This is a genomic window from Erythrobacter sp. HL-111 (assembly GCF_900105095.1).
Taxonomy (GTDB): Bacteria; Pseudomonadota; Alphaproteobacteria; order Sphingomonadales; family Sphingomonadaceae; genus Erythrobacter.
The window spans coordinates 3,024,050-3,038,014 of record NZ_LT629743.1 but is presented as its reverse complement, the minus strand read 5'-3'; the positions used below and the strand labels follow the sequence as shown (position 1 = coordinate 3,038,014).

At 68.7% G+C, this 13,965-nt stretch carries 9 protein-coding genes; 4 read left to right on the top strand and 5 right to left on the bottom strand.

What is annotated here, in order from left to right:
• The first annotated feature begins 24 nt into the window (after window positions 1–24).
• The 3 genes from BLU08_RS14280 (at window position 25) to BLU08_RS14270 (ending at window position 4,320) form a co-directional block, all read left to right on the top strand.
• A complete protein-coding gene (locus tag BLU08_RS14280; RefSeq protein WP_090200529.1) occupies window positions 25–2,805 on the top strand; it encodes a valine--tRNA ligase in 2,781 nt (926 codons plus the stop codon).
• 153 nt (window positions 2,806–2,958) lie between these two features.
• Window positions 2,959–3,270 (top strand): GIY-YIG nuclease family protein, encoded by a 312-nt coding sequence (locus BLU08_RS14275; protein ID WP_090200526.1) that lies wholly within the window; start codon window positions 2,959–2,961, stop codon window positions 3,268–3,270.
• Window positions 3,271–3,585: 315 nt separating this feature from the next.
• Window positions 3,586–4,320 (top strand): 7-carboxy-7-deazaguanine synthase QueE, encoded by a 735-nt coding sequence (locus BLU08_RS14270; protein WP_090200524.1) that lies wholly within the window; start codon window positions 3,586–3,588, stop codon window positions 4,318–4,320.
• Window positions 4,321–4,465: 145 nt separating this feature from the next.
• On the opposite strand, the gene BLU08_RS14265 is transcribed toward BLU08_RS14270, so the two are convergent.
• The 5 genes from BLU08_RS14265 to BLU08_RS14245 form a co-directional block, all read right to left on the bottom strand.
• Entirely contained in the window at window positions 4,466–6,184 is a 1,719-nt protein-coding gene (locus BLU08_RS14265; protein ID WP_090200521.1) for an ATP-binding protein, read from the bottom strand.
• 144 nt (window positions 6,185–6,328) lie between these two features.
• Window positions 6,329–7,042 carry a TIGR02186 family protein gene (locus BLU08_RS14260; protein ID WP_090200519.1) on the bottom strand — a complete coding sequence of 238 codons (714 nt, stop codon included), beginning with the start codon at window positions 7,040–7,042 and terminating at the stop codon, window positions 6,329–6,331.
• A 47-nt stretch (window positions 7,043–7,089) separates the two neighbouring features.
• Window positions 7,090–8,004: a sulfite exporter TauE/SafE family protein gene (locus tag BLU08_RS14255; RefSeq protein ID WP_090200517.1), complete on the bottom strand. Its 915-nt coding sequence runs from the start codon at window positions 8,002–8,004 to the stop codon at window positions 7,090–7,092.
• Window positions 8,005–8,095: 91 nt separating this feature from the next.
• The gene (locus BLU08_RS14250) at window positions 8,096–9,265 is read right to left on the bottom strand and encodes a hypothetical protein (RefSeq protein WP_090200515.1); all 1,170 of its coding nucleotides are present in this window, start codon (window positions 9,263–9,265) and stop codon (window positions 8,096–8,098) included.
• Window positions 9,262–10,788, bottom strand: a complete 1,527-nt coding sequence (locus BLU08_RS14245; protein WP_090200512.1) for a glycosyl transferase family protein — start codon at window positions 10,786–10,788, stop codon at window positions 9,262–9,264. Before BLU08_RS14245 ends, BLU08_RS14250 begins: the two co-directional genes overlap by 4 nt.
• A gap of 297 nt (window positions 10,789–11,085) precedes the next feature.
• Between BLU08_RS14245 and BLU08_RS14240 the strand changes: the two genes are divergently transcribed.
• On the top strand, window positions 11,086–13,953 hold the full coding sequence (locus BLU08_RS14240; RefSeq protein WP_172801045.1) for a monovalent cation/H+ antiporter subunit A: 2,868 nt from the start codon (window positions 11,086–11,088) through the stop codon (window positions 13,951–13,953).
• Window positions 13,954–13,965 lie beyond the last annotated feature (12 nt).

Sequence of the window (13,965 nt, the reverse complement as noted above, 5' to 3'; positions counted from 1 at the left end):
GTCCGGGCAACGACACGGGAAACCATGACCCTACCGACCACCTTCAACCCCGCCGAGATCGAGGCGCGCTGGTACGAACACTGGGAAACGCACGGCTGCTTTCGCCCCGCACGCCCGGACGCCGAGCCCTTCACCATCGTCAACCCGCCGCCCAACGTGACCGGCTCGCTGCACATCGGCCACGCGCTCGACAACACGCTGCAGGACGTGGTGATCCGCTACGAGCGCCTGCGGGGCAAGGACGCGCTGTGGGTCGTGGGGACCGACCACGCGGGGATCGCGACGCAGATGGTGGTCGAACGCCAGCTCGAGGCGCGGGGCGACAGGCGCACCAACTACACCCGCGAGGAATTCGTCGAGAAGGTGTGGCAGTGGAAGGAGGAGAGCGGCGGCACGATCACCGGCCAGCTGCGGCGCCTGGGCTGTTCGATGGACTGGAGCCGCGAACAGTTCACGATGGACCCGCATTTCACGCGCGCCGTCACGAAAACCTTCGTCGATCTCTACCGCGACGGCCTCATCTACCGCGACAAGCGGCTGGTAAACTGGGATCCCAAGCTCAGGACCGCGATCAGCGATCTCGAGGTCGAGCAGAAGGTGATCGCGGGCAATTTCTGGCATTTCCGCTACCCGCTCGCCCCGGATGAAAACGGAAACGCCGTGACGCTCGATGACGGGCGCGATTTCATCGAGGTCGCCACCACCCGGCCCGAGACGATGCTCGCCGACATGGCGGTCGCGGTCCACCCTGATGACGAGCGCTACAGGAGCGTCGTCGGCAAGCACGTGATCCTGCCGATCACCGGGCGGCGCGTCCCCATCGTCGCGGACGAGCATGCCGATCCGGAACTGGGCAGCGGCGCGGTCAAGATCACGCCGGGCCACGACTTCAACGATTTCGAGGTGGGAAAACGCGCCGGGATCGCGCCTGCCGACATGCTCAACATGTTCGATGCCGAGGCGAACGTGGTCCAGACCGCCGATGGCCTCATCCCCGACGAATTCATCGGCCTCCACCGCTTCCGTTCGGACAAGGTCCTGGGCGAGGCCAAGGGCGCCCGCGAACTCGTGGTCGAACGGATGAAGGAACTGGGCTGTCTCATCCCGCACAAGGCCAGGACGAAGCAGGGCGAGGAGGTCGAGATGGACGCCGAGCCGCGCCAGATCGCGACCCCCTTCGGCGACCGCGGGGGCGTGGTGATCGAGCCGTGGCTGACCGATCAATGGTATGTCGACGCGGCGAAACTCGCCGAAAGGCCGATCGCGCAGGTCCGTTCGGGCGAGGTCGAGATCGTGCCCGCTTCGTGGGAGAAGACCTTCTTCAACTGGATGGAGAACATCCAGCCGTGGTGCGTCTCGCGCCAGTTGTGGTGGGGCCACCGCATCCCGGCGTGGTTCAGTCTCGATGGCGAGGTGTTCGTCGCGGAGACCCGCGAAGAGGCGCAGGCCATGGCCGGCGAAGGCGTCGCGATCCAGCAGGACGACGACGTGCTCGACACCTGGTTCTCTTCCGCCTTGTGGCCCTTCGCCACGCTCGGCTGGCCGGAGGAAAGCGCGCTGCTCGCCAAGCACTTCCCCAATTCGCTGCTCGTCTCGGGCTTCGACATCCTGTTCTTCTGGGATGCGCGGATGATGATGATGGGGAACTACAACATGGGGGCCGCCCCGTGGCCGCGGCTCTACCTCCACGGGCTGGTGCGCGCGCCCGACGGGCAGAAGATGTCGAAGTCCAAGGGCAATGTCGTCGATCCGCTCGGCCTCATCGACCGGTACGGCGCGGATGCGCTGCGCTTCTTCATGGCGGCGATGGAAAGCCAGGGCCGCGACATCAAGATGGATGAAAGGCGGGTCGAGGGATACCGCAACTTCGCCACGAAGCTGTGGAACGCGGCGCGGTTCTGCCAGTCGAACGGGATCGGCGCGTCCTCCGCGATCAAGGCCCCGACCGCGCGCCTCGCCGCGAACCAGTGGATCATCGGAGAGGTCGCCGAGACCGCCCGCGCCATCGAAAAGGCGATGGCGGACCTGCGCTTCGACGCGGCGGCGAACGCGATCTACCAGTTCACGTGGAGCAAGTTCTGCGACTGGTATCTCGAACTCATCAAGCCGGTTTTCGCGGGCGACCCGGACGCCATGCCCGCGGTCGAAACGCGCGCCGTCGCCGGCTGGGCGCTCGACCAGATCCTCGTCATGCTGCACCCCTTCATGCCCTTCATCACCGAGGAGCTGTGGCATTCGCAGGCCGAAATCTCGGGCGGGAAGCGCCCCTACGAACTGATCGTGGCGAAATGGCCCGAGCCCGAGGCCGAGGTGAGCAAGGCCGCGACCGACGCGATCGACTGGGTGATCGACCTCACCACGAACGTCCGCTCGGCCAAGAACGAGCTCGGCATTGCGCCCGGGGCAAAGCTGGCTGCCTTCGTCCCATCGCCTTCGGACCTTGCCGCGAGCACGATCGAACGCTCCAGCGCCGCGATCGAGCGCCTCGCGCGGCTCACCCCGGTGACCGTGGGCGAGGCTCCGCAGGGCCCCGCGATGCAGGTGACCGCGCAGGCAGGATCGGAAGGGGCCGACGTCTTCGTCATCCCGCTCGAGGGGATCATCGACATCGACGCGGAAAAGACCCGGCTGGCGAAGGCCCTGGAGGCGAGCCGCAAGGAGGCGAAATCGCTCGAAGGCCGGCTCTCCAACCCCGCCTTCGTCGAGAAGGCCAAGCCCGAGGCGGTCGAAAAGGCCCGCGAGGACCACGCCCACCACACGGCCGAAATCGAACGGCTGGAGGCGGCGCTGGCGCGCTTGGGCTAGGTCCCGCGCGCAAGGATCAGGCGGTGCGGCACGTCCGCTTGCAGGCGCAAACGGCCTGCCCTGCCATGGCCGGGATTGGGTGGTTAGCTGCCATTCACCCTTTCCCGTCGCCCCGTGCTTGACACGGGGCTTGGCTTCTCTTTGGCTGGGTCGATGCGAAAGGGTGGCTGGCTCTACATCATGGCGAACCGCTTTCGCGGCGGCATGTATGTGGGCGTGACATCCGATTTGCCGCAGCGGGTTTGGCAGCACCGCGAAGGCCGGGGTTCCGAGCATGTCCGCGACTTCGCCAAGACCCGGCTTGTCTATGCCGAGCGGCACGAGGACATCGAACGCGCCATCGCGCGCGAAAAGCTCGTCAAGAAATGGAAGCGGGAATGGAAGTTCGCCCTGATCGAGGCGGACAACCCGGACTGGCACGATCTTTGCGGCCGATGGTTCGCGATCGACGAAGAAGAAAAATAGCCAAGCCCCGTGTCAAGCACGGGGCGACGAAGGGGTTTGACGGCAACGGGGTCGCTTCCAAAAAGTCCGCTTCCGCAAAAATGCCTGCCGAAAGCCGCCCTCCCTCGCGCCTCCGCGGCTTCCGCAAATTTCCTACGAGCGCGTTTCGTGCCATAGGCGGCGCATGAGCCTTCGTGCCGATCCCGCTTTCCGCCCCGCGCCCGGTGTCCGTCCGCTTGCGATTTTCGCAGGCAAGTATCTGTTCTTACGAATTTTTGCGGGTGCTCGAAAAGTTTACAGGGTGTCACCTTTGTCAACTTTTCATGGGGTGTCCGCTTGAGCCTCGTCCTCGCCACCGACGATGCGGGCGGTCCGGAGATCTTCGCCTCGCTCCAGGGCGAAGGGCCGAGCATGGGCGTGCCGGTCGCCTTCGTGCGGCTGTCGCGCTGCAACCTCGCCTGCACCTGGTGCGACACGGCCTACACCTGGCGCTTTACGGGCGACAACCGGCCGCACCGGGACGAGGCCGTGTTCGACCGCAAGGCGAACCAGGTGACGCTCTCGCCTGCCGAAACCGCCGAGCGGATCGCGGCGCTGGGACAGGACCGGCTCGTCATCACCGGGGGGGAGCCGCTGCTGCAGGGGGGCAGGCTCGCCGAGATGCTCGAACACCTGCCCGACATGGCGGTGGAGATCGAGACCAACGGGACGGTCAAGGCCCCGCCCCGGCTCGACGTGCGGGTCGACCAGTACAATGTCAGCCCCAAACTTTCGCACAGCGGCAACCCCGCGGACCTAGCCCTGATCCCCGAACGGCTCGACGATTACGCGACCGACCCGCGCGCCTTCTTCAAGTTCGTGATCGCCTCGCCCGGCGATGTCGAGGAGGTGCTGGCGCTCCACCGGCGCTACCGCTTCCGGCCCGGCCACGTCTTCCTGATGGCCGAAGGGACCGACAGCGCCACGCTGCGCGCGCGGCAGGAATGGCTCGCCCCCCTGTGCCTGGAACACGGGTTCCGGATGAGCGACCGGATGCATATCCACCTCTACGGGGATACGCGGGGGACGTGAGGAGGGACGCGAAACCCAGCCTGGGCTCGGAGTCCGATCAAGCGTGAATCCCAGCGCAGGCTGGGACCTCGTGAGGTTGCAGCAGGACGCCTGAGGTCCCTGCCTGCGCAGGGACTCACGAAGAGAAATTGGAAAGGAGAGCGAATTACCCCTGACTTCTCCACCGCAGCACGACGCGCTGGACGAGTTCCTCCTCGCCGCCGCTCCTGCTCCACAGGTCGACGAAGCTGGGGTCTTCCGAAGCCGGGCGCTTGTGTTCTTCGAGGGTGTCGAAGGTCACGCGGATCGGGATCGCCACGCCCTCGCCGCAGATGATGCATTCGCGGTTGCGCAGCGCGGGGATCGAATCGAGGAAGCCGCGCGCGCCTTCGGGCATGGCGGCCTTGACGAAGGCCTGGTCGCGGTCGTTGTTGAGGCGCATCGAGATGATCGTGCCGCACTGCGACAGCACGCCTTCGGCGAGGTCGGACGGGCGCTGGGTGATGAGGCCGAGGCTGATGCCGTATTTGCGCCCTTCCTTGGCGATGCGGCCGAGGATCTTGGCGACCGAGGAGCCGTCGGCGTGCTTTTCGGACGGCACGTAGCGGTGGGCTTCCTCGCACACGAGCAGGATCGGGCGGGTCTTCTCCTCCCGCCCCCAGATCGCGAAGTCGAAGACGAGGCGGGAAAGGACGGCGACCACGGTCGAGGTGATGTCCGACGGCACGCCCGACACGTCGATGATCGAGATCGGCTTGCCCTCGCCCGGCATCCGGAAGACCTTGGAGATGAACTGCGTCATCGTGTCGCCGACCAGCATCCCGGAGAACATGAACTGGTAGCGCGGATCGCCCTTCAGCTCCTCGAGCTTGCCCTTGATCCGCATGTAGGGTGCGGAGGAGGTCGCCTTGTCGAGCCGGCCCATCTCGTCCTGGAGGATGTTGGAAAGGTCGGAGAGGAGATAGGGAATCGGCGAGTCGACCGTGATCTTGCCCATCGTCTCGGCCAGCCGGTTCTTCGAACGCGCGCCCAGCAGGCACTTGGCGAGGATGTCCATGTCGACCTGGCGTTCGTTGCCGTCGCTGGTGAGCAGGACCTCGCAATGTTCCTCGAAGTTCATCAGCCAGTAGGGCATCTGCAGGTTGGACACGTCGAGGATCTGGCCCGTCGTGCGGAAGGCGGCGGAATATTCGCCGTGCGGGTCGATCATCACGATGTGACCTTCGGGCGCGGCCTCGCAGATGCGGTGGAGGATGAGCGCGGCGCTGGTCGACTTGCCGGTGCCGGTCGAACCGAGCAGGGCGAAATGCTTGCCCAGCATCGCGTCGATGTAGAGCCCGGCGCGGATGTCGCGGGTCGGGAAGACCTTGCCGATCGTGATGTTGGCGCGCCCGTCGCTGGCGTAGATCTGTTCGAGGTCGCGGGTGGTCGCGGGATAGACCATCGCGCCCGGGATCGGATAGCGCGTGACGCCGCGCTTGAAGCCGTGGATGCGGCCCGTCAGCCGTTCCTCCGAACCTTCGCCGAGGAAGTCGATATGGGCGATGATGCCGCCTTCGGTGCGGCGGTCCTTGCGCTGGTCGCGCACGCTGGCGAGCAGCCAGGCGTCGCCGACGCGGATCTTGACCTGGCTGCCGACCTGCCCGGCAAGCGCGACGGAAGGATCATCGTCCTCCATGCATTCGTTGATGCGCTGGAGATCGAAGGCGATCTGCGAGCCGGAGCCGGAAATCTCGAGCACGACGCCGATCGGGGCAGTGGCGTTGTCGAAGCCATCGTCCTCGCCGTGGTGATCGGGCGCGTCCCCCGCGTCCCCCGCGCCGCCCGACCCGAGCGGCTGCGTCCCCGTGAAGCGCTCGAAATCGTGCTTGCCCATGTCTGCCATGACGGCGTGTCCCTGCCCCTTGCTGTGTGCGACGACCCGGCGCTGCCAGGCCCTGCCGGCCAGCCGCCGGCGCGCCCAGCGTTAAGGGGATCGGGGTTAAGAACGCGTCAACGAAGGCCCGCCAGGCCGCGCGGCGGGCCGTGTTCAGGTGCGCGAGAAGAGCCGGCCCGCGATCCAGCCCATCGCCACCGACAGCACGATCGCGCCCAGTCCGTAGAGCAGCGACCAGCGCTCAGCCGCGGCCACCACCCGGCCTTCGAGCCCGGCCTTGACGACCGTGATCTCCGCGGTCGCCGAGGCCAGCACGCGCCCGCCCGCGATGGCGAAGGTTTCGGCGGTGTATTGCCCGGTGGTGACGTTGGACGGCAGCGCGATGCGGGCCTGGTAGAGCACGCCCTCGCTGATGCGGACCCCGTCCGGGTCCTGCTTGTAAAGCCCGTCGCGCCGCCGCATCTCGACCAAGCCGCGGGCGAAGCGGCGCTGTTCCTCGGGATCGATCTCGCCCGTGGGGGAAAGCTGGATGAAATCCGTGCCGAGTTCGTAGATCGCGGCGGTGAGCGGATCGACGATCTCCTCCACGGGCCGCGAGGAGGCGACCGCGAAGAAGGACGGAGCGGAGCGGAAATCGGTCGAGCCCGCGTTCATCCATATGCCCGCGATCCGCTCCTTCTCGCGGATGCGGAGCGGTTCGGTCGGCCCCTTGAGCACGACGACGATGTCGTAGCCCGTGCCGGTGCCGGGTCCCTCGGGGTCGATGATCGCGCCATAGAGCAGCAGGTTCGCGCCGGTGAAACCCTGCCTCACCTCGATCCGCGACTGGCTCACCTCGGGCACCAGCACCGGTTCGCGCTGGCCCATCAGGAACGGCGCTGCGAGCGCGAGCAGGAGGGCCGCCGATGATCGCCTCACAGCGGGTCGACCGTGTAGATCTCGTCGGGCTGCACGCCAAGGCCGTAGAGCATCCTGAGCGCGATGAAGAGCACGATCCCCGCCAGCACCAGCCGCAGCAATTCGGGGCGCGCCTTCATCGCGATCTGGGTCCCGAACTGCGCGCCCATGACCGAGCCGACGAGCAGGAGCCCCGCGAGCACGATGTCGACCGCCTTGGTCGTCAGCGCATGGGTCATGGTGGTCACCATGGTCACGAACAGGATCTGGAACAGCGAGGTGCCGACCACGACATTCCCGCTCATGCCCAGGATGTAGAGCATCGCGGGGACCAGCATGAACCCCCCGCCGACGCCCATCAGCATGGTCAGGATGCCGACCAGCATGCCCAGGATCAACGGCGCGAGGGGGGAGATGTAGAGACCGGAGGCATAGAAGCGCCAGCGGAACGGCAGCCCCGCGACGAGCGGGTGATGGCGGCGCTTCCTCGGCTGGGTATCGGCCGCGTTCCTGCCCGGCCGCAGCGCGGAGATCGCCTCGCGCATCATCAGCCAGCCGATCGTGCCCAGCATGAGGACGTAGAGCATGTTGATGACCACGTCGATCTGCCCCAGCGCCTGCAGCAGGCGGAACAGCAGCGCCCCGATCAGCGCGCCGATCACCCCGCCGCCGACCATCACCGCGCCCATCCGGTAATCGACCCCGCCCCGCTTTCCGTGGGCAAGCACGCCCGACACGCTCGCCCCCGTCACCTGCGTCGCCGCCGATGCCGCCGCGACCGTGGGCGGGATGCCATAGAAGATCAGGAGCGGCGTCGTCAGGAACCCGCCACCGACCCCGAACAGGCCCGAAAGGATGCCCGTCAGCCCGCCCAGCAGCACGATGAAAAGACCGTTCACCGAAAGATTCGCGATGGGCAGGTAGACGTCCATGCGCTTCGCCCTAGCCCAGCGGGAAGACGGTTGAAAGATGCCGGGAGCGGCAGGGATTGCGCCGTTTCGGTGTCGTCCGGGCGGGTGCGCGTCAGAACCGGGTCGAAAGCGTCGCGGCGACCCCCGAAGCGGGCGCGGCATCGCCGCCGACGCGTTCGCGCCACCCGACCGAAAGGCGCGCGGGCACCTCGCCGACCCGCACGTCGAGCTGCATGGTCGGGCCGACATCGACCCGGCTCGCCCCCTCCTGCGCGCCGCCCCAGGCGCCTGCCCCGAGGCTGAGGCGCGAGCGCCCGAAAAGCGCGGAATCGAACGCGGCGACCTCAGCGGCCAGCACCGCCTGCCCATCGGCAAAGGCGGTCGCCGCCTCCCCGCCGACATAGCCGCCCTGGGCATAGGCCTCAAGCGTGAGGTCGAACGGCAGGCGCAGCGGCGCGAATTCGGTCACGGCGAAGGCGGCCGGGCGCAATTCGGTCGCGAAGGGCCCGTCGGTGACTCGGACTTCGCCCGCGGCGCGCACCGGCAGGCGCGGCAGCGGCCGGGCCGAGACCCCGAGCGCAAGCTCGCTTTCGCCCCGGCGCACGAGCGCGCGATAGGCCCGGGCATAGGCCCGCGGATCGTGCGGCGAGGACGGGCGCGCGCGCCATTGCAGGTTCGCGCCGAGCTGGCTCGCGCCGTAGATCGGCACGCGCCCCTGCGAGATCGGCGCGGCGTCCGACCCCTCGCGCCAGAACGCCCAGGCATCGAGCGACCAGCGATCAGCGCGCACCGGGCGCGCTTCGGTGAGGTGCGCCGCCGCCGGTTCGTCGGCGCGGCCCGGCACGGCGGAGGGCGGCGCGAAAGGTGGCGGATTGCCGGTGGAACCCGCCCGCACCGGTGCGGCGAAGAGTTCGCGGTGGGCCGCGGCGGGCGCGGCATCGGAGGGCGCGCCCCCTCCCCTCGCGTCCCGCCCGAAAATCGACCTCGCGCGAGCCTTGCCGGCGCGCGCGGCGAGCGCGGTCGGCGGCGGCGCGGTCGGCCCGGCCGCGGCGGGCTGCGGTGTGCGCTCGGGGGACGCGATGTCCGCCGAAACCAAGGCTGCTCCGGTCGCGCCGCGTTCGGCCAGCACGGCGGACGGCGGCGCGCCGGGCACGGCAAGCGGACTTTCCCACACCGCCGCGCGGCCCGCCACCCACACCGCCAGCAACCCGGTCAGCACCGCGAGCGGGCGCCCGCGCCGGCGCGGGCGCCGCGCCTCCCCTGCGAAAGGCGCGCCCGTCACGAGGCGGCCAGCCCCGACGCATCCCCGCCCGCCTGCCGCGCGCGCGGGTTCGGCATCCGGCGCGGGCTGCGGGTCGCGGTGAAATGAGGCGGCCGTCCCGGGGTGCGCACGCCGGGATAGAACGCCGGGTGGGCGGCATGGGGCGTCTTGTCCCATTCGATCGCGCGCCCGGCGAGGGTCCGCGCATAGGCGGTGACCGCCCGCCGGCCGGCGATGATCGCGACCGCATTGGCGAGCGGAATCCGCAGCACCGCGCGCAGCCCCTCGCCCGCCCCGTAGGCCCGCGCGGTGAAGGCGAAGCGCCACGCGCCGCGCCAGGCGAAGGTCGCGAGATTGGCGATCAGCAGCGCCTCGAGTAGAGGCGTAAGGGTCAGCGGCCCGGCAAGCCCCAACGCCTGCGCGGTCCACAGCACGCCGGTCAGCGCGAGCAGGGCATAGCCGAGCGCCAGCACCAGCGCGGTGAGCGGACCGCGGCGGTCGCGGCCGCGCATCCAGATCTCGAGCCAGCGGTCGGTCCAGCCGATCCGGTCCCAGCCCTGCAGCGCGATGCCGTGAATCCAGCGCGTCTTCTGGCGCACGACATGGTCGAGCCGGGCGGGAAACAGCGCGCGCGTCGCGATCAGCCGCCCGTCCTCGCCGCGCGCCCGCACGAAGCGGCAGTCCCCGCCGCATTCGGCGATGCCGAGGCCGAGCTCGTAATCCTCGGTCAGCGAATCCGCGTTGAAGGGCGCCGCCTCCTGCCCGCTCCCGGCGCGGCGTTCGCACAGCCGCTCGAGCGCGTCGCGCGACACCGCGCAGCCGACCCCGGCCGCGGGCAGCGCCGCCCCGATCGCGTCGCGCACCACCATCGCCTTGCCGTGGGATTCGGCGAATTCCTCGCAGTAGTGGCTGCCGAGATGGCGGGCGAGGAACCCGCCCTCGCGCTGGACCAGCGGTTCGACCGGCAATTGCGCGCAATCCGCGCCCCGCGCGATCGCGAGGTCGAGCAGGCCGAGCGCGGCGGGATCGACCATGTCCTCGGCATCGTGAAAGACGATCATGGCGAAGCTTTCGCCCAGGCGCTGTTCGTCCGCACACAGCGCGCGATACAGGCGGTTGAGGCAATCGGCCTTGGTCGAGGGGCCTTCGCGTTCGTGGAGCACGATCCGCAGCCGGTCGTCGCCGGGCGCGGCCCGCATCGCGGCGGCCATGGTCGCCGGGTCGTTGGGGTAGCACCCGAGATAGACCCGCAGGTCCGCCTGCGGCCAGGCGGCGAGGAGGTGGGCGAGCGTTTCGCGGATCACCGTGGCTTCGGACCAGGCCGGGATGAACACCGCCGCCCGCCCGTGCAGCCGGCGCGCGCGCAGATCGTCCCGATCGAGCCGCGGCGTCGTCGCCCGACCGCGCAGCTTGAGCCGGAGCCAGAGCGCATCGACCGCAATGTCGTCGAGCGCACCGATCAGGAAAAACACCGCGGCGAACAGCAGCAACTCGTGCTGGAGCAACGCCAGCACCTGCCAGAAACCCAGCTCATCCAACGTCAAGGCGACCCTCCCCAACTTAGGTTAACTTACCGCCGCAATCCCGTGCTTGCAACAGGTTGGGTGATTCGGGCCTTTCGACTTGACACGAATTGCGCGAGGCGGCCGGAACCCTGCAAGTGCGCGTTGCATTATTCCCGCCTGACGCCGCCGGCCGGAGCCGGGACCAGGCCGGGGAAAGCGGAATTTGACTTTGACGCGGCAGATGCGATGCGCGAAGGACCACCCGGCGGAGGCGCGCCCACGCTCTTCCCGTCGCCCGTCACCCGAAGCAACCGACCCGACACCCGGAGCGTCATCTTGGACCTGCTGACGATTGCCCTCCTCCCCTTTCTCGGCGCGCTCGGGGTTGCGCTCGCGGGGGGTGCGACGGGGGGCGGGGCGTCACGCCGGGTGAACGGGGCGATCGCGGGTGGCTTCGCGGCGCTGGCGCTCGCGCTGGTGCTGCTGCGTGCGCCCGGCGTGCTCGGCGGCGAGGTGATCGCCGAGCGTTACCGCTGGATCCCCGCGCTCGGGCTCGATGCGAGCTTCTTCCTCGACCCGCTCGGCCTGCTCTTTGCCGGGCTCATCCTCGGGATCGGCGTGCTGGTGATCGCCTATGCCAGCTTCTACCTTTCGGACCGGGAGGATTCGGGCCGGTTCTTTGCCTTCCTGATGCTGTTCCAGGGGGCGATGCTGGGCATCGTCCTGTCGGACAACATCCTGTTCATGCTCGTCTTCTGGGAGATGACCAGCCTCTCCTCCTTCCTCCTGATCGGGTTCTGGGGGCACAAGGCCGAAGGCCGGCAGGGCGCGCGCATGGCGCTCGCGGTGACGGGCGGCGGGGGGCTCGTGCTGATCGGGGGGATGGTCCTGCTCGGCACGATCGCGGGGACCTACGACCTCACCGCGATCCTCGGCCAGCGCGAGGCGGTGCAGGCCTCGCCGCTCTATCCCGTGGCGCTGGTGCTGATCCTGCTCGGATGTTTCACCAAGTCGGCGCAGTTCCCGTTCCATTTCTGGCTGCCCCACGCGATGGCCGCCCCGACGCCGGTCTCGGCCTATCTCCACAGCGCAACCATGGTGAAGGCGGGCGTGTTCCTGATGGCGCGGCTGTGGCCGGTGCTCGCGGGGACGGACCTGTGGTTCTACCTCGTCGCGACGACGGGGGTGGTGACGATGGTGGTCGCGGCGGCGATCGCGCTGTTCAAGGACGACCTCAAGGGCCTGCTCGCCTATTCGACGGTCAGCCACCTTGGCCTGCTCACGATGCTCCTGGGCTTCGGCACCAAAATGGCGGCGGTGGTCGCGGTGTTCCACATCGTCAACCATGCGACCTTCAAGGCGGCCTTGTTCATGAACGCGGGGATCGTCGATCACGATGCGGGCACGCGCGACCTGAAACGGCTCGGCGGGCTCATCGGCCTGATGCCGATCGCGGGCGTTTCGGGCACGATCGCGGGGCTTTCGATGGCGGGCATACCCCCGCTCAACGGTTTCATTTCCAAGGAGATGATGCTGGAGGAGGCGACGCACACCGCCTGGGCCGGGATACCGTGGCTGCTGCCCGTCGCGGTGACGCTGGGCTCGCTGCTGTCGGCGGCCTATTCCCTGCGCTATGTCCACGGCGTCTATTTCGGGCCGCGGCGCGAAGACTATCCCAGGTCCCCGCACGATCCCGGCATCGGGCTGTGGGGTCCGCCCGCGGTGCTGGTCGCGCTGGTGGCGCTGATCGGCCTGTTCCCAACGACCTTCGCCGGAAGCCTCGTCGAAAGCGTTTCGCGCGCCGTCGTGCAGGACGAGAACCTGCCCTACTACTATCTCAGCCTCTGGCACGGCTTCACGCTCGCGCTCCTGATGAGCGTCTTCGCCGTCGCGGGCGGCGCGGTGCTGCTGTGGCGGCACGGCCCGGCCGAGCGGGTCTGGCGCGGCCTTCCCCTCCCCGTCGCCAAGCGGCTGTTCGACACCGGGATCGAACGGCTGGTGGGCGCCAGCCGGTTCGTCACCGACGGCATCCACACGGGATCGCTGACGCGGACCCTGTTCGTCTTCTTCCTCGCCGCGCTGGCGCTCGGGATCGAGGGGATGGGCGCGGGCGAGCACGCCGCCGGCACGCGCGCGACGCTCCCGGCCTCGCCGGTCGCGGTGATCGCCTGGGCGATCCTGGTCGCGGGCGCGGTGGCGGTGGTCCTGTCCGAGACGCGCCGCTTCCTCTCGCTTATCTACATCAGCATCGTCGGGCTCGTCGTCGGCCTCGCCTTTGTCTACCTCTCCGCCCCCGACCTCGCGCTGACGCAGATTTCGGTCGAGGTGGTGACGATCCTGCTGCTGCTGCTCGCTCTCAACCTGCTGCCCAAGGCCCCGCGTTCGATCAGTTCCCTTCCGCGCCGCGTGCGCGACGGGACGCTGGCGGGCATGGTCGGAGCGGGCGTGGCGTGGCTTGCCTATGAAGTCATGACCCGGCCTGCGAACGATCCGATCTCGTCCTACCACTGGGCGCAGTCGAAGCCCGGCGGGGGCGGGACCAATGTCGTCAACGTCATCCTGGTCGATTTCCGCGGCTTCGACACCTTCGGCGAGATCATCGTGCTGGGGATCGCGGCGATCGGGATCTATGCGCTGCTCAAGACCGCCGTTCGCGGCGAATCCGGCCAGCGGCTGCTCGCCTGGATTCCCGACCAGGTCCGTTCGCCCGAACGCCACCCGATGATGCTGGTCGTGGCCGGGCGACTGATCCTGCCGCTTGCGCTGGTCGTCGCGCTCTACATCTTCCTGCGCGGGCACAACCTGCCGGGCGGGGGCTTCATCGGGGGGCTGGTGTTCTCGATCGCGCTGCTCATCCAGTACATGGCGTCCGGCTTCGAGTGGGCCGAGGATCGCCGCCGGACCGAACGCCATGCGCTGATTTCGTGGGGCGTGCTGATCGCGGCGGCGACGGGGCTCGGCTCGCTCGTGTTCGGCAAGCCCTTCCTCACCTCCGCCTTCGACTATTTCCAGCTCCCGCTGGTCGGCGAGGTCGAGCTTGCCACCGCGCTCCTGTTCGACATCGGCGTGGCGCTGACGGTCGTGGGCGCGGTGATGCTCGCGCTTGCCCAGCTGTCGGGCGCGGCGCAGCGCGCGGAAAAGCTCGAACCTACCGAGCACCCGATGGACATCGACCCCTCCCGGCCAAAGGGAGAGCACGCATGATCCTCTCCCTCA